This is a genomic window from Brevibacillus sp. SIMBA_040 (genome assembly GCF_046535075.1).
Lineage (GTDB): Bacteria > Bacillota > Bacilli > Brevibacillales > Brevibacillaceae > Brevibacillus.
The window spans coordinates 1-16,270 of sequence record NZ_JAWRXI010000037.1 but is presented as its reverse complement, the minus strand read 5'-3'; the positions used below and the strand labels follow the sequence as shown (position 1 = coordinate 16,270).

Genomic DNA, 16,270 nt, shown 5'->3' with positions numbered 1-16,270 from the left:
TTGCATGTATTAGGCACGCCGCCAGCGTTCGTCCTGAGCCAGGATCAAACTCTCCAATAAAGTTTGTTACTGGTTCAGAGCTGGCAAATCATTTAATGATAGACTCATTAACGCTTTCGCTGTTCAGTTTTCAAAGAGCATTTTTTGTCGAACGTTTTACATCTTATCACGTTCGTTATGTGCGAGTCAAGAAGTTTTTTCAGTGAATCTTGTTTTCTTTTCTCGTATTTTGTCGTCGCTTGTTGGCGACAAGGAATAATCTATCACATCCAAAAACGAAATACAATACCTTTTTAATAGTTTTTTTAAAAAAAGTAGATTCCCTGAAAAAAAGAGCCCCCGATTAAAGGAGCTCTAGTCATCGTAATTACTGCGCTGTATAGCCTCCATCAATGACAACACCTTGGCCAGTTATGCCTTGTGCCTTTTTACTGGCTAAAAACGCTGCATAGTCCGCTACTTCTTGTACATTCAATAACCGCTTTTGCGGCACCAGAGGATAAATCACTTCCTCCATGACCTTCTCCAAAGGCACATTTCTCGTCTTGGCCAAATCCGACAGCTGATTTTGAACCAGAGGGGTATCCACATATCCTGGGCAAATCGCATTGACCGTGATACCGTGTGCCGCTCCCTCCAATGCAGCAACCTTGGTCAGACCGATCACCCCGTGCTTGGCACTATTGTAGGCAGCCTTGCCAGCAAAGCCAATCAAACCATTGATGGATGCCATATTGAGTACACGTCCAAATCCTTGCTTCTTCATAATCGGGAATGCATGCTTAATTGCTACAAAAGGAGCTGTGAGCATGATACTGATCATTTTTTCAAACTTTGCCGTAGGAAAATCCTCGATAGGCGAGACAAACTGAAGCCCGGCATTGTTCACCAAAATATCGAGCCTTCCAAAAATCTTTACTACTTGTTCCAGACTCTCCTTGACCTGCTCCTCGTTGGTTACATCACAGGCAAAGCTGACAGCCTCATGCCCCTCATTTTGCAAACGCAAGGCTGCAGCATCAGCAGCTTCTCTGTTGAGGTCCACTATCATGACTTTGGCGCCCTCTTCCGCAAAGGTCCGTGCGATCTCCAGCCCGATTCCGCTTGCTGCTCCGGTTATGAGCGCCACTTGCTGCTCCAGTAATTTCTTCATTTTCCGATCTCCTCTCCTGCTGTCCTCTATCTATAAGCACTGCTGCGTCTCATTACACAAAAATGGATACTGCAAAAGCCAAAATGAACACCGCCAATGTTTTGACCACCGTAATGGCAAAAATGTCCTTGTACGATTGGCGATGTGTCAAACCAGTGATGGCAAGCAGCGTGATAACAGCTCCGTTATGCGGGAGTGTATCCATTCCGCCAGAGGCCATCGATGCAATCCGATGCAAAAGCTCAGGACTGATTCCCACAGCATTCGCCATTTCGAGATATTGCTTGCCCATTACCTCCAGCGCGATGGACAATCCACCAGAAGCCGAGCCTGTCACCCCAGCCAAAACGTTAACCGCAACGGCCTCAGAAACAAGCGGATGATCACTTGCACCTAAAATCCATCCTTGGATCACTTTAAATCCAGGCAGCGTTTTGACAACGTTTCCAAAACCAACCTCAGAAGCAGTATTAAAAATCGCAAGCAATGCCCCCATCGCTGCTGCTGTCAATCCGCTTGCCAGCTTTGTTTGAACCTGGCGAACATTAATCAAAATCGAAGCTATGATCCCCAAGCTCAATGCAATGATCAAAGCCCAGGAAGAAACGACATTTTTCACTTTTTCAATCTTAAACGACTCTTTTAGCATCGATGGATCATACCAAGCTTCTACGGTCCAAATCCCCCGGCTAAACATATAGTTCCCGATCAACACGATCGCTAATGGAAAAATCGCGAGCCAAATGTTCATATAGGATTGTTGTTGTACCAGCTCCGGCTCGTTGGTGTGTCCCTCGCCGTAGCCTTCGCCAGCAGCTGCTGCCTGCTTGCGTCTGCGTTCCAGCCACAGCATTCCACCAGCAAAAACCATGATCGCACCTATAATACCCACCACAGGAGCAGCATAAGCATCAGTACCGAAATACGTAGTCGGAATAATATTTTGAATTTGCGGTGTGCCCGGTAGAGCATCCATCGTAAACGTAAACGCACCGAGCGCAATCGTCCCTGGAATCAAACGCTTCGGAATGTTCGCTTCACGGAAAATAGCAGAGGCGAACGGATAAACAGCAAACGCTACAACGAACAAAGAAACACCGCCATAGGTCAATATGGCACAGGCGAGGACGACAGCCAGAATGGCACGATTCGATCCAAGCGCCCTTACGATCGAGTGAGCAATCGAGGAAGCTGCTCCACTCAGCTCCATGACTTTTCCGAAAATCGCACCCAGTAAGAAGATAGGGAAGAATGATTTCACGTAATTGGCTGCGTTGGTCATGAATGTTTCTGTATAGCTGGGCAGCAGGGCTAAACCTGACAAAACAACGGCCAACAATGTAAAAATAGGAGCAAAAACGATTACAGGATAGCCTCGGTACGCAAAGAACATCAAAAGCCCGAGCGAAAGAACAATGGATAATACTTCAATGATCATAGGATTCTCCTTTCAATTTGCCCTCCGTCATCGCGGAAAGAAATCGCTTTCATATCCAGTTAATAGCATGTTCCGTGCCAGAGCATTATGGATCAGGAGAATGCCCCTACTGCATAGGTTTGGCAAAGGACCTCCTCTTTTGACTCCCTTGCCTCTTGTCTAAAATTCCAAAAACCCGGAATATTGAGTCCGTTTTTATGGAATCTATTAAAATGGCTGGAAATAAACAGCTTTCCTTCAACAACTAAGCGTGTTCGCCCACCAACCGAGCAGCCAACTATCCCATTCCAGAAGTGTGGAACCTATAAAAAAATCCGAATTTTGGCCGCTCGCCAAATCTCCGGATTTTCGTTCATCCTTTATGATCCAACTGATATTTTTCCCACTTCTCATAAAAGCTCGATTTACTGATACGCAAAAGCTTCGCCGCCTCCTGCTTATTCCCGCCGGATTCGCGCATCGCCTGAAGAATCGCTTCCCTTTCCGTATTCTCCAGCATCTCTTTCAATGGAAGAACAGGTATGTACTCTTTGGACGCGTGATCCTCTTCCGCGGCAGGCAGCCAAATGTGCTCCTTTTTCAAAGCATCGCCTTCAACTAAATGCAATGCCCGCTCAAGCACATTGCGCAGCTCACGCACATTCCCAGGCCATGAGTAGCTTTTCAGTACACCCCACACGTCGTCGTCAATCACCTTGATCACAACTCCTGTGGCTTCGACAAGCTGCTTGAGCAGGTTGGAAACCAGCTCTGGTAAATCCTCCAGTCGCTCACGTAATGGTGAGATCGACAGCGAGACGACATTCAAGCGATAGTACAAATCTGCCCGAAACTTGCCTTCCTTGATGCTTGCCAGCATGTCTTGATTGGTAGAAGCAATCACGCGCACGTCAATCGGCGTCGTGCGAACAGACCCGACACGCTCCACTTCCTTTTCCTGAAGAACCCGCAAGAGCTTGGCCTGCAAGGGCAGTGGCATATCTCCGATTTCATCCAGCAAGATCGTCCCGTGATTCGCCAATTCAAACTTTCCTTTTTTTCCGCGGCGAACAGCTCCGGTAAAAGCCCCTTCTTCGTACCCAAACAGCTCGGATTCCAGTAACGAATCAGGGATGGCCGCACAGTTCACCCGGATAAACGGCCCCATTTTCCGTTTACTTTCAGCATGAATGGCGTGGGCGAACAGCTCTTTGCCGGTTCCACTCTCCCCAGTAATCAGTACAGTCGAATCACTCCTGGCTACTTTTTGCGAAAAACGCTTTAGCTCCTGCAGCTTTTGACTGTACCCGACAATCTGGTCAAAATGATAGGTCGCTCCCATCCGGCGACGCAGTTCTTTTTTATAGTAGATCAATTCGTCCTTGAGCTGGTCGACCATAGCGGCAAGTGAAGTCAGCTCCTGAACGTCCTGGAACAAGACGGTTCCGAGCACAGCAATCACTTTTCCTTCATCCATAATTGGAATGCGGTGGGCAATCATATTCCGCCCCTTGATTTGCTGGATATCCGCAATTTCTGCTATGCCAGCCTTCCCTACTATGTGCATACGCGTGTTCTCTATCACTTCAGTCACCGGTTGGCCAATAACATTTTGTACATTCAAAAACTTTCGGTAGCTCCTGTTTAGAAGCAGGATTTTCCCTTCTGTATCCGTGACAATCATCGGCTCATGAGCGTTTTCAAAGACGACTTCTAGCAGCTTGCTTATTTGTTGAATATTAAAATCCACAACGGCTCCCTCTCTTTGAAAAACGATGTAATTGCCAGGCGATAAGCGCTTGCCTTTTGTATAGCTAATGGTAGATGATCTATGTGAAAAGTGATAGCGGTTACGGTTCACGAAATATTGCCACAACAAAAGCCGTATGATCTACTTAAAAAGAAAGGAGGATTGAAAATGCTGCAAAATGCAACGATTATCGTAACGGGTGCCGCCTCCGGCATTGGGGCACAAATCACTCGTGAGTGCCTGAAGGAAGGGGCCACTGTTATTGCGTGTGACATAGACATCGCTGGACTTGAAGCTATGCACAGCTCACTTCCCGACTCTCCTCTGTACATTCACCAAGTCGATGTTTCCAGCTACGATCAGGTTCAAGAGTTGTTTACCTTTATTCACACATCTGGTCTGCACCCTACTGGTCTTGTCAACAATGCAGGCATTTATTTGGGGAAAAGCTTGCTTTCCTATGAACTGCACGAAATTGACCGTGTGCTTGCGATCAATATAAAAGGCTATGTATACTTCTCCAAGCTGTTTGGCTCCCTGCTGCTTGAGCAAAAGCAATTCGGCTCCATTGTCAATATGGCTTCTGTCTCCGGACAGGAAGGCAGCTCCGATGCTGTTTATGGCTTGTCCAAAGCGGCGATTTTGGGACTGACCAAGAGTTGCGCCATGAATTTTTCTCCTTTTATTCGGGTGAACGCCGTCTGCCCTACCCTTGTAGACACCCCTATGATGGACCAAGTGCCTGCATGGAGAAAAACAGAGTACCAGGAGCATGGCCTCATCAAGGAACCCGTCACCCCGCGGGACGTCGCACATACCGTAACCTTTCTTTTGTCAGCAAAAGCCAAGCACTACACCGGAGCTACATTTGATCTGAACAATGGCTGCTATCTCAGATAGAATCGATGAGCTTTGCCAGCCTTTTGGGTGCCGTACGCAGGTAACCCTCCAGCAGATAGTCCTCGATTTCCTTCCAGTCCGTAATATCCTTCCCGCGGATAGAGGTCCAGCCATGCTGGCCGATATACGGTGTCTTGTAAAAGCGGTCCTGCTGGACAAGGGTCTCCTGTGTAAGCTTCAACGTTTTGAGGGAGAGAGAGGGGCCTTCTGGACCACCCTCTCCCAGCATGACGAACGGCTTGTCATTGACTCGAAACGATGTATGACCAAAGGCGTCCACTTGCTCGGTCACCTCAGGCAGACGCATTGCCAGCTTTCTGACGGCATCCACCAGCGCCAGCCCTTCCTTTGACGAAATTCGCTCATGTCCCATCCAGCCATTCCTCCTTTTCATCCTGCGAAAAACCTTATAATCCTATTTGTTCACTAGCTTGTGTGCTCTTTCCTTCTTTCATCCGATAAAGCGGCAGGATGAACAGCATACCGCCAATAAACAAGATAGCTGCCACTTCGTAGATCGTAACAAGCGACACGTGTTTTTTCAGTACCCCTGCCACACTCATCATGATGACCATCGAGCCTGTAAACAGCGGTGTCAGGATTCCGTTTACCCGTCCGAGGAACGTGCTTTCGGTATGCTTCATGAGCATCGTATTGATCCCAATCTGTATACAGGGCAGCAACAGTCCGGCAATGAACTGGGCAACGAGCGTCAGCCATAGATGTGTGGAGATTCCCAAGATGGCAAAAGCAAGGGCATTTCCAAACAACCCAGCCATCAGCAGCCTTTGGGGAGAAAATTTCTTGGCGACAGCCATAGTCGCGCCTCCCCCTAAAATCATTCCGACTCCTTGAACCATCAGGAGCCATTGCAAGCTTTCTTTTGGCAATTGCAAACGTTCTGTTACGAGAAAAATCCCAAGCGGCTGGATCAAACCGATTGCCAGACCTGCCGCCATGAAACAGAAGCCGATTAGCGTCAGTACCCGATTGGACAAGACATAGCGAACACCACTTGCCATTTCATCCAAAAGTCCTGTCGATTTACTTTCTGTTTCTTCCACTCGATCAGGTGGCAAAAATGCCAGAACCGCTGCCGCCAGCAAGAACGCAACGGCCGTAATGATCATCGACACTTCCATGCCCCATTGCTGGAATACAAACGTCCCCACGATTGGACCCAAGACCATAAAAATAGCGAATAACGTCTGATACGCCGACATCCCTGCTTGAATTTGATCTGCTGGCACATGTAGCTTGAACAGCTTCATACCAGACGGCTGAGAAAACTGCGACAAAATGGCAGATATCAGCGTAGCAAAAAAGACCGCTTTCCACGTTCCAAGCATAAACGTCGCCAAAACAGCGACAACCGATGTGGCACTGAGGATTTCACACCACACCATGGTTCGTTTTGGTCGCCAACGATCCGCAAACGTTCCTGCTAAAAAAGAGAAAAGAAAGATCGGGGCGTATTCCGCCACTGAAATCATGGAAACGGCAAACGCATCTCCACCCGTATGCTCCATCACATAAAGCAAAATAGCAAAATTGCGAACCCAAATCCCGATTTGTACCATTAATCCTGAAAGCAGGATCGCTCGCACGTAACGATTTTGAAAAACTCCAGACATAAAAAAACCTCCTCATCCTTTACTTCTGGACAGGAGGCATTACATATCAACACAAAGACAGAGACCCCAAATACACCATACACATTCGGGTACCAATCCATTTGCCAATATGCACATACTAACCCTATCCAGAAAAATGCATCGTCTTATCCGATTGCTTTTTTGGGAATAGGAATTAGTGTTTCATTGGCTTGATGGTCACCCTTCCGTGTTAGAATGTTCCAAGAATACCATAAAGCGAGGAGCCCGACAACAATAAATCTTTACTAGTTGTCCAATTTGTTCCTCTTTCTACGGCGTGGTATCGTGCTAACCAAATCGCAAGCATGATTTCAAAAAACAAAATGAGGGAGGGAGAAACTTTGGAGTATAGAGTACTAGTCGCAGACGACGAACATGCGATTGCGATTGCGATTGCGTACGCACTGAAGCGTGAAGGCTTTCAGGTAGAGACAGCCGCGGACGGTGAAGAGGCTTTGCAAAAAACAGATTCTTTTCACCCCCATGCCCTCGTTTTGGATGTCATGATGCCAAAGCTGACAGGATACGACGTTTGTCGCAAGCTGGAAAATCGCAAGGATATCGGGATTCTGCTTCTTACCGTAAAAAACGACATTGTCGATAAGCTTGTCGGTCTCGAATTGGGAGCCGATGACTATATGACCAAACCATTCGATTTGCGCGAGGTTGTTGCCAGAGTCAAGGCACTATGCCGGCGTCTGGAGAAAAACACTGCACCCGCTGAACAGGCAAATACAATCCAGCTGGGGGCACTGGCTCTGCATCTGGAGCAGCGAACCCTTGTGCTTCATGACACGCCAATCAGCTTGACGCCGAAGGAATTTGACTTGCTAGCACTGCTGCTTACTCATTTAAAGCGCGTGTATACAAGAGAAGAGCTTCTCGATCTTGTTTGGGGGATGGATTACGACGGAGGTACACGAACCGTTGATATTCATATCCAGCGCCTTCGCGCCAAGTTGGGTTCAGAGTATCAGCATTTGCTGCAAACCGTATACGGAATTGGCTACAAAGCGGTAGGAGATTTGTAATGCGGGTCAGCCTAAAATGGAAGTTTACCCTGTTTCTCGCAGGTCTGTTATTGTTCACGGTTGCTGTTTTGAGTACCCTGATGCTGCAAGGCGTGGCTCGTTATCAGCGTGAGCAGATGGAGGACTCACTCGCGCAAATGGTCAAAACAGCACAAACTCGCATCACCGGGCAGTACGTGACCGGTACGCGTATCCCGCCCCAAACCTTTATGAGTGTGGAGGGGCAAAAGCTTGCTATTGATGTGGGAGCTACCAGTGGGACCCGTGTTCTTTTGTATGGAATGGATGGGGCCGTTGTGGGAGACTCCCTGCCAATGGCGGAAAAAGCAGATGTTAGAGATGCCTTGGCGTTTGCCCTGCAAAATAAAATCGCGTATTTGACAGAGGGCGACACGCTGCACTATCTGGCCCCGCTCCAAGGTCCTGATGGTCAAATCGCCGTGATTCAATTCGACTCCTCCCTGGTCGCACAAAACAGCTTTTTTCAACAGCTTTTGCGTCTGTTTGTTTATACAGGCATCGGCGTGCTGCTCATCAGCTTTTTGTTTGGATTCTTCTACATGAACCGTCAGGCAATCGCCATCAGTCGACTTAAACAAGAAACCGATCGCATCCGAATGGGACAGTATTTGAGGTCCCCTGGTCTTTTGCGCAAAGATGAATTGGGCGATCTGAGCTCTGGGATTTTTGAAATGAGTGAAGCGATAAAGGCTAATATCCAGACCCAAAAACAATTCTTCGACAATATAAGCCATGAGTTCAAGACCCCGTTAACCGCTATCAAGGCAAACGCCGATCTTTTGCACATGTACGGAGACGACCCTTCCCTGGTTCGAGAATCGAGCGCAGCAATCGCCAGCGAATCATCTCGCCTGCATGAGCTGGTGGAGACTGCCCTCCAGCTATCTGCTCTGGAAAAGTACTCTTTGGAAAATCGGCCAGAGACGGTATGGATCGATCAATTGCTGGAAGAGTTATCTGTCCGGTTGAAAGCAAAGGCAGAAAAAGCAGGAATTACGCTCCACAAAAATCTGGTTCCCGCTACGATTTGGGCCGATAAGGACAGCCTGATTCACATCTTCCTCAACCTGATGGACAATGCGATCAAATACAACAAGCCACACGGAGAGGTCATCATCTCGAATCGAATCGTCGCAGCCCACATCGAAATCCTAATCCAGGATACAGGAATCGGCATCCCAGCGGATGAGCGAGCGCGTATATTCGAGCCTTTTTACACCGTTCATCCTGACAGAGCCAGACAGACAGGTGGAACAGGTCTGGGCTTGGCACTGGTTCAGCAATTTGTCGAAAAACAACAAGGCACGATCAGAGTCGAGGATGGACCGAACGGACAAGGCTCTACTTTTATCGTGACTTTTCGTGAATACACTCCGAAATCATCGAATGATTGTTTACAAGTTTGAAACATCCAGAAATCTTGTCGAAATGATGAGGCTGTAGGATAGGACTCAAGCACGAAGGCAAACAGAAAGGAGGCAATCGCTCACATGCAAGCACAGCGACCGTTTCTCAGGCAAATCATCGTCATGGCCGGCTTATTGACGATGCTCATTTGCTTTTTGACGGGCTGCGATCACACACCCGGGCGGAAAATGATCGTTATCGACCCAACTACTGACAAGCATCCAGATACCCTTGCATTGGAGCGAATTGATCGACTGGATGAAATGTTTGCTTTCGCTTGGCTTTCTGAGGAAGAACTGTTGTACCAGACAAAACCACTTACGACTGAGCATTTGCAGATTCACAACCTTAAAACTGGAGCCAGTCAAGCTACCGCCATGAGGGCTGAGCGCTCCGCAGTAGTATCACCGGATCGCAAGCACGTGTTTCTTTTATCCGATCTGCAGGCTGATCTCGCTGATCTCAACAGTGGTCAAGTCCTTTCCCTGCCTGTCGCAGATGATCACATATCCTGGATTCTTCGAGATGCAGTCGGAGCATGGGCAAATGATCAAGCCTATGTCTTGCCGATTGTAAAGCGAGACAACAAGTTTGGTCTGCTTTATGTGCGAGTAGACGGAACAGCTGCTCCGATTTCCGTCCCTGATGAAGATCAGCCGATCCAAAAAGTTATGGTACATGGCGAGTCCATCTACTACCTGACCTTTGACCAGCAATTAAAAATGCTTGATGAGCATGGGAATCATGCGCAGCTGATCAGCAATCAGGTAGCGGACTTTGCACTCTCACCCGATGGCACACGTCTAGCACTTGCGCTTTTGACAAGCAGGGATGAGGTCAGTCTGTTTCTTACCGACGCACAGGGGCACGCTCAGAAATCAACCGGGGTAAAGGGACGGCTTTTGCAGCAATTGTCCTGGTCACCCGATGGCCACAGACTTGCTTTCTCCATCTTCAACCTGGCACAGGGAATGACCGGACTGTATGTCATGGATACGCAAACTGGCAGCATGCTCCCTCTCTCCTCTTTTCAGACATTGAAAAGCCCAATTGTCTGGAGCCCATCAGGCCAACAGCTATTAATCAGTCAACGTGATGAATCCTCACCTGACAGCAAAGCATTTTCGACGATTTATCGTTTCAAAACCTTACCTTAACGGAGTGACACGCACTATGAAATGCTTTAACCTGACCATGATCCCTTGTATTATTGCCCTTGCACTTGTAGCGGGTTGTGGAAATGCAAATGACAAACAGCTTACCGTAAAGCAGCCACCTGCTTCCGAGAACGGCGTTCAGCCTGCCTCCCCACCACCAGCAGAAAAACAAGAAGGAGACGTGGTCAAGCAATTTGAAGTATTGGCTGCGCAAGCAAAAGAAGCTCGCGAGCTAACCGCCTTTTTAAACCAACACATGAGCACGGTAGACGAGAAAACGGCCGACCAGCTGTTTATCGGACTGGAGAATTTTTTAGAAGGACATTTGCCTGTCGTAAACGATAATTTCCACGCACTTTTGGCCCAACCAACTGCGGCCGATATCATTCGAGGTCTTGAATATCCGTATGATTTTTCCAAGATCAAAAACGACGACAACCTCAAGCAATGGCTAATGGCCCAAACAGCGGGCAAGCTCAAGCTGATGGCTACGTTTGATATGGAATATTTCTGGGTTGTCGATTATGAGGCACTCCAGGTGTATGCCCCTCATTTATCGGACGATCTGAAGGATTACCTCGCGATTCAGACAACAGAGATGAACGCTCCCTATGCAACAGATGGCAGCTTAAAAATCTCCCGCGATGAGCTGGGTACGCGTATGATCAAAGCAGAGGAGCTCCTGACCAAGTATCCAAACGGGCCGAAAACAGCAACCATCAAGCAGCTTTACAAAGACTATCTCAAGGATTATCTCTCCAACTATCGCTATGATGCGATTGACGAGAACACCATGAAGCTTTTGCCAGAAATGAAAGGCAGCTACTCGGCTTTTGTGAAAAAGTACCCTCATGCAAAAACAAGCATGATTATCTCTGCCTACCTCGTGGAGATCGATAAAAACAATGATGTGATCTTTGCCTTTGGAAAGCAAGGAGAAAGCATCATTGGCGACGCAAAGCCAAACATTTCACAGTTTTGGAATGAAATCAACAGCCGGGTCGATCAATTGTTCTAGTCATAGCCCTTTTTGGGAATGAAAAAAAGCTCTGCCTACAATCAGGCGGAGCTTTTGTCTTTCTACTTCTCTTTGGGAAGCACCTCAAATAAATAGTAAATATAGTCCGAGGAAGCACCCGCATGTCCGAGCTGCCTCAGCATAGCGGAGATATTCCCGCGATGATACGTGCCATGATTGACCACATGCTGTACGATATCGCAGTACCGTGCATGGATGGTGCCCATTTGCGGATGCGAATACGGTGCCGTTGCCTCCAAATCGATTTGTTGGAAAAAGTCTTTGAACTTCCCTGCCAGCTCATGGAACTTCTCACGCAGCTCTGTCACACTCTTTCCCGCGGTTTCTGAAGAGAGCTGCCCCACTACTTTTCCGACTGTTTCGTAGCTTCCCCCTTGCATCGCCAATAACCAGACATAGTCAGTCAAAAGCATGTGGTTCAGCGTCTTGGCAATCGTCGGAAATACACTGGGCACCTCTTGTTCACAGATTTCTTGGGGAACCTCCTGCAGGCGCTCGAACACCCTTTCATTCGCCCAGAGATGATAATCGTAGTTACGCAGTGCATCATGCTTCATCATGATTTCCTCCATTTCGGCTCTTCACCTGTCTTTTCTTCAATCATAACCACTCTTACCTGACAACAGGAGTCAGTGAAGTCAGGACGACTGATAATAATCGAGCAAATCTTTTGCAACCGCTACCAATCGCTCTTTGAGAAAAGCAGGCTCAATTACTTGAATCGACTTGCCATAAGAAAGCAAGAAATGAGGGACATGGGTATGTACAAACTGCTCACTGATCCGAAAGTGTACCTGATCGCTTGTGCGCTCCACTACAGCATGTCCTAGAAACCAATGTCCACAAAGGTCGGTAATGGCTTGCATTCTTCCTTTTACGATCACAGAAATAAGCTGCTCCTGTTCGTCTGTTTCAGGAAGCAGATTCCCAAGAAAGAATTGACGCGCGGAAAATCCCGGTGGTCGTTCAAATGTGGCATCCGTCCGGGAAATGGAGTGAATACGATCCACACGAAAGCTGCGAATCTCACTGCGAAGATGACAATACGCAATGAGGTACCATTTTGCACGCCAATGCACGAGTCCATACGGGTCAATCTCACGCGTCTGGACATTTAGTTGGAAGTTCTTTATATAGCCCATCTGCAATGTACAGGCATTCGCTACAGATAGCTCAATTTCTTGCAAAAAGGACTCCAGCGCAGGGTCTTGAGGCGGGAGGATCACTTCAAAGCCGACGCTGTGGCGATCAATCGTCTGGCGTTGTTCCTCGTTTGTGTACCGTTTCAGCTTGGCGATCGCACTCATCAAATCCGTTCCAAATGGATAGCCTGCCTCCTGGGCAAACACAGCTGCATGAACAAGCGCTTTTTGTTCGTTTAAATCGAAAAACAAGGGTGCCTCGGTAAAAGGATGAAGCAGGCTGTATCCACCGTTGTGCCCCGCGTCTGAAATAATCGGCACACCACTCGCACACAAGGCGTCAATGTAACGATACACGGTGCGTATATTGATTTCCAATGCCTCCGCCAATTGCTTCGCCGTTATTTTCTTTTCCGTTTGCAGCAGCCATAAAATGGAGAGCATGTTATCTGCTTTGGACATCGTAATATCTTGCTCCCCTCTGTTGTTCTCTTCTTACTATTGTTACAATTTTACTTTTCGTTTAAACAGCCAAATTCCCTGCTTTATCCTAGCGATAGGTCTCCAAATGAAACATCTCGGAAATCGTAGCAAAGACGTATTTTTTCTCGCTCAATACTTCGATCACGTACGGCAAAGCCTCGACACTGCCTTTCAGTGTATCTTTCGTGCCGCATGCACAATGCTGCAAAACGATCGAGCCTGCGCGTACATGTCCCAGTATGTTTCTCGCCACCTGTGGACCGCTCAAGCCTTTCCAGTCCCAGCTATCCACATCCCACAAAATGATTTCGTCACCCGCTGCATCTATCGTCCGAATCACATCCTCATTGACCGCTCCATAGGGAGGACGGACTAGCCTTGTCCTTAGGCCCACCACCGATTCAATTTGTTCAGTTGTGCGCTCGATCTGCTCGGCAACCGCTGTCAGTGGTATTTTAGTGAAATACGGATGATCCCAGCTATGGTTTCCGATGATGTGCCCTTCACTTACGATTCGTTCCAGCATTTTCGGGTAATATTTCACCATTTGTCCTACACAGAAAAACGTGGCTTTGATCTGATAATGAGCTAAAACATCTAGCACATGAGGTGTCCACTTTAGGTCGGGTCCATCGTCAAACGTGAGGGCAACTTCCTTCGCTCTTCGTCGAATGGGAGCAGCTGTATTTGGATAACTGTACGCTTCTTCTTGGGCTTTCTGCCTCATTCACTCGCTCTCCTTTCTATAATTAGCCTCCTTGCCTAAGCATTGTTGTATTGTATGAGGTACGGATCAAATGGCAACGCTAAAAGAACCTCTAAAGCTAGAGAGTCAGGTACAATCTTTCATTAAAAAATTTTTTAGCATTTTTTCTTGAATATAGTATAATAGTGATAATGATTTTCATTTTCGAATAATTGTGTACAAGAGAAAATTTTGGATATACATGGGTGTTACCTCACAGAAAGCAAGGAATGGGAGGATGTCATGGAAAAAGTATTGGAAGTGAAGGATCTGCACGTCTCGTTTGATACGTATGCAGGTGAAGTCAAAGCTGTTCGCGGCGTCTCTTTTGATTTGCACAGAGGGGAAACCTTGGCGATTGTTGGGGAATCTGGTTCAGGAAAATCAGTTACCTCTCAAGCTCTCATGCGCCTCATTCCCTCTCCCCCAGGGCGTATCCCCAAAGGACAAGTCTTGTTTGAAGGCAGAGATTTGGTCACTTTGAGCGAAAAAGAGATGCAGGACGTACGCGGACGTGACATCTCGATGATTTTCCAAGATCCGATGACCTCGCTCAACCCGACGATGACCATTGGCAATCAAATTATGGAAAGCTATATCAAGCACCAAAAGCTGTCTCGCGCCGAAGCGAGAAAAAGATCGATTGAGCTATTGGAAATGGTCGGTATCCCGTTTGCAAAAGAACGGATTGATCAATACCCGCACCAGTTTTCTGGTGGAATGCGTCAGCGGATTGTCATTGCCATCGCACTCGCTTGTAATCCAAAAGTAATTATTGCAGACGAGCCGACGACTGCTTTGGACGTGTCGATTCAGGCGCAAATTCTGGAGCTGCTAAAGGAACTGCAACAAAAAATGGGTACCTCCATTATTTTCATTACACATGACCTCGGTGTTGTAGCCAATATGGCTGATCGTGTAGCTGTGATGTATGCAGGCAAAATTGTAGAAATCGGTATGGTTGATGAGATTTTCTATGATCCGAAGCATCCGTACACATGGGGCTTGCTCGGCTCGATGCCGAATCTGGATACGAATGAAGAAGAGCTCATGTCGATCCCTGGTTCTCCACCTGATATGTTCCGTCCTCCGGTTGGCGATGCCTTTGCCGCACGCAATCCGTATGCGCTCAAAGTGGACCTGGAATATGAGCCGCCTATGTTCAAAATCTCGGATACACACTACGCCGCTACTTGGCTGCTGCATGAGATGGCTCCTCACATCGAGCCGCCTGCTTCCGCGGTCCGCAAGAAAATCACTCCTTCCACAGAGAAGGTAGAACCGCTGCAGATGCGTACCCCTGAGGAAGCTCCAAACCCAGACACGCGGGAGAAGCTGCTGGAAATCAAAAACTTGCAGCAGTATTTCGACCTTGGTGGTGGACATACGTTAAAAGCGGTCGATGGTATCAGCTTTGATATTTATAAAGGTGAGATTTTCGGTCTTGTCGGCGAGTCCGGCTGCGGGAAATCAACTACAGGCCGCACGATCCTTCGTCTTTATGATGCAACGGGCGGCGAGGTGCTTTTCAAAGGTAAGAACGTTCACGGGAAAAAGACGATGGAAGAAAAGAAATGGCTCAATCGCAAAATCCAGATGATCTTCCAAGACCCGTATTCCTCGTTGAATCCACGTCTGACTGTCTCGGACATTATTGCGGAGGGCATCGATATTCACGGTCTTCATTCCAAGGAAGACCGGATGAAAAAAGTATACGAGCTGCTCGAAACAGTCGGTCTCAACCGTGAGCACGCCAGCCGCTATCCCCATGAATTCAGCGGCGGACAGCGTCAACGGATCGGAATCGCACGAGCACTGGCAGTTGATCCTGAGTTTATCATTGCGGACGAGCCTATCTCCGCACTGGACGTATCGATTCAGGCACAGGTCATCAATTTGCTCAAGCGTCTGCAAAAGGAAAAGGGACTTACCTACTTGTTCATTGCCCATGACCTGTCCATGGTGAAATACATCAGTGACCGGATTGGGGTTATGTATCGCGGACGTATCGTTGAGCTGGCGGAAAGTAACCGTCTGTACGAAAATCCGATCCATCCGTACACTAAATCGCTGCTCTCTGCTATTCCGTTGCCAGACCCGGATTATGAGCGCGGCCGCAGACGGATCCTTTTCGATGATGAAGCGTATTTGCAAAATCAGGGCGAGGAACGCGTCCTGCGTGAGATCGAGCGTGGTCACTGGGTAGCCTGCACGCAAAAAGAATACGAAATGTACGGTGGCGTATTGGTGTAAGCCAATCCCTATCAAAAGCATAAAAGGAGCTGGGCCTCGCGTAAAATGTACCCTTTGTAAAGGACACTTTTAAAAAGTCTAGGCAGCTCCAAGAAGATGATCTCTGTATTGAACAGG

Annotated in this window: 14 protein-coding genes and 1 rRNA gene; 6 read left to right on the top strand and 9 right to left on the bottom strand. The window is 47.8% G+C overall.

Going from position 1 to position 16,270, the window contains the following annotated elements; genetic code table 11:
* From SB752_RS31610 to SB752_RS31595, 4 genes are all read right to left on the bottom strand, one after another.
* Positions 1-60 (bottom strand): 16S ribosomal RNA (locus tag SB752_RS31610); the annotation flags it as partial.
* A gap of 307 nt (positions 61-367) precedes the next feature.
* Positions 368-1,153 (bottom strand): 3-hydroxybutyrate dehydrogenase, encoded by a 786-nt coding sequence (locus SB752_RS31605; protein WP_410719384.1) that lies wholly within the window; start codon positions 1,151-1,153, stop codon positions 368-370.
* A 52-nt stretch (positions 1,154-1,205) separates the two neighbouring features.
* Entirely contained in the window at positions 1,206-2,591 is a 1,386-nt protein-coding gene (locus SB752_RS31600; protein WP_410719383.1) for a GntP family permease, read from the bottom strand.
* 352 nt (positions 2,592-2,943) lie between these two features.
* Positions 2,944-4,320, bottom strand: coding sequence for a sigma-54 interaction domain-containing protein (locus SB752_RS31595; RefSeq protein ID WP_410719382.1), 1,377 nt, complete (start codon positions 4,318-4,320; stop codon positions 2,944-2,946).
* Positions 4,321-4,488: 168 nt separating this feature from the next.
* On the opposite strand from SB752_RS31595, the gene SB752_RS31590 reads away from it, so the two are divergent.
* Positions 4,489-5,220 (top strand): SDR family NAD(P)-dependent oxidoreductase, encoded by a 732-nt coding sequence (locus SB752_RS31590; protein WP_410719381.1) that lies wholly within the window; start codon positions 4,489-4,491, stop codon positions 5,218-5,220.
* On the opposite strand, the gene SB752_RS31585 is transcribed toward SB752_RS31590, so the two are convergent.
* Positions 5,213-5,593: an MmcQ/YjbR family DNA-binding protein gene (locus tag SB752_RS31585; RefSeq protein WP_410719380.1), complete on the bottom strand. Its 381-nt coding sequence runs from the start codon at positions 5,591-5,593 to the stop codon at positions 5,213-5,215. The genes SB752_RS31590 and SB752_RS31585 overlap by 8 nt on opposite strands.
* A 34-nt stretch (positions 5,594-5,627) precedes the next feature.
* The gene (locus tag SB752_RS31580; RefSeq protein WP_410719379.1) at positions 5,628-6,854 is read right to left on the bottom strand and encodes an MFS transporter; all 1,227 of its coding nucleotides are present in this window, start codon (positions 6,852-6,854) and stop codon (positions 5,628-5,630) included.
* Positions 6,855-7,198: 344 nt separating this feature from the next.
* Between SB752_RS31580 and SB752_RS31575 the strand changes: the two genes are divergently transcribed.
* From SB752_RS31575 to SB752_RS31560, 4 genes are all read left to right on the top strand, one after another.
* Positions 7,199-7,906 (top strand): response regulator transcription factor, encoded by a 708-nt coding sequence (locus SB752_RS31575; RefSeq protein ID WP_410719378.1) that lies wholly within the window; start codon positions 7,199-7,201, stop codon positions 7,904-7,906.
* Positions 7,906-9,333, top strand: a complete 1,428-nt coding sequence (locus SB752_RS31570) for a sensor histidine kinase (protein ID WP_410719377.1) — start codon at positions 7,906-7,908, stop codon at positions 9,331-9,333. The genes SB752_RS31575 and SB752_RS31570 overlap by 1 nt, the downstream gene beginning before the upstream one ends.
* Before the next feature lie 84 nt (positions 9,334-9,417).
* Positions 9,418-10,491 (top strand): TolB family protein, encoded by a 1,074-nt coding sequence (locus SB752_RS31565; protein WP_410719376.1) that lies wholly within the window; start codon positions 9,418-9,420, stop codon positions 10,489-10,491.
* A gap of 16 nt (positions 10,492-10,507) precedes the next feature.
* Complete coding sequence (locus SB752_RS31560; protein ID WP_410719375.1) at positions 10,508-11,509, top strand: ATP-binding protein; 1,002 nt, start codon at positions 10,508-10,510, stop codon at positions 11,507-11,509.
* A 62-nt stretch (positions 11,510-11,571) separates the two neighbouring features.
* Here SB752_RS31560 and SB752_RS31555 read toward each other — a convergent pair whose 3' ends face one another.
* From SB752_RS31555 to SB752_RS31545, 3 genes are all read right to left on the bottom strand, one after another.
* Positions 11,572-12,090, bottom strand: coding sequence for a DinB family protein (locus SB752_RS31555; protein WP_410719374.1), 519 nt, complete (start codon positions 12,088-12,090; stop codon positions 11,572-11,574).
* A gap of 78 nt (positions 12,091-12,168) precedes the next feature.
* Positions 12,169-13,134, bottom strand: coding sequence for a helix-turn-helix transcriptional regulator (locus SB752_RS31550; protein WP_410719373.1), 966 nt, complete (start codon positions 13,132-13,134; stop codon positions 12,169-12,171).
* Positions 13,135-13,222: 88 nt separating this feature from the next.
* On the bottom strand, positions 13,223-13,882 hold the full coding sequence (locus tag SB752_RS31545) for a polysaccharide deacetylase family protein (RefSeq protein WP_410719372.1): 660 nt from the start codon (positions 13,880-13,882) through the stop codon (positions 13,223-13,225).
* Positions 13,883-14,143: 261 nt separating this feature from the next.
* Between SB752_RS31545 and SB752_RS31540 the strand changes: the two genes are divergently transcribed.
* Positions 14,144-16,153, top strand: coding sequence for an ABC transporter ATP-binding protein (locus SB752_RS31540; protein ID WP_410719371.1), 2,010 nt, complete (start codon positions 14,144-14,146; stop codon positions 16,151-16,153).
* The last annotated feature ends 117 nt before the right edge of the window (positions 16,154-16,270 follow it).

Coding starts and splice junctions, on each gene's coding strand:
- SB752_RS31605 (WP_410719384.1), bottom strand. CDS start 1,153: ATGAAGAAATTACTGGAGCAGCAAGTGGCGCTCATAACCGGAGCAGCA.
- SB752_RS31600 (WP_410719383.1), bottom strand. CDS start 2,591: ATGATCATTGAAGTATTATCCATTGTTCTTTCGCTCGGGCTTTTGATG.
- SB752_RS31590 (WP_410719381.1), top strand. CDS start 4,489: ATGCTGCAAAATGCAACGATTATCGTAACGGGTGCCGCCTCCGGCATT.
- SB752_RS31585 (WP_410719380.1), bottom strand. CDS start 5,593: ATGGGACATGAGCGAATTTCGTCAAAGGAAGGGCTGGCGCTGGTGGAT.
- SB752_RS31580 (WP_410719379.1), bottom strand. CDS start 6,854: ATGTCTGGAGTTTTTCAAAATCGTTACGTGCGAGCGATCCTGCTTTCA.
- SB752_RS31575 (WP_410719378.1), top strand. CDS start 7,199: ATGAGGGAGGGAGAAACTTTGGAGTATAGAGTACTAGTCGCAGACGAC.
- SB752_RS31570 (WP_410719377.1), top strand. CDS start 7,906: ATGCGGGTCAGCCTAAAATGGAAGTTTACCCTGTTTCTCGCAGGTCTG.
- SB752_RS31565 (WP_410719376.1), top strand. CDS start 9,418: ATGCAAGCACAGCGACCGTTTCTCAGGCAAATCATCGTCATGGCCGGC.
- SB752_RS31560 (WP_410719375.1), top strand. CDS start 10,508: ATGAAATGCTTTAACCTGACCATGATCCCTTGTATTATTGCCCTTGCA.
- SB752_RS31555 (WP_410719374.1), bottom strand. CDS start 12,090: ATGATGAAGCATGATGCACTGCGTAACTACGATTATCATCTCTGGGCG.
- SB752_RS31550 (WP_410719373.1), bottom strand. CDS start 13,134: ATGTCCAAAGCAGATAACATGCTCTCCATTTTATGGCTGCTGCAAACG.
- SB752_RS31545 (WP_410719372.1), bottom strand. CDS start 13,882: ATGAGGCAGAAAGCCCAAGAAGAAGCGTACAGTTATCCAAATACAGCT.
- SB752_RS31540 (WP_410719371.1), top strand. CDS start 14,144: ATGGAAAAAGTATTGGAAGTGAAGGATCTGCACGTCTCGTTTGATACG.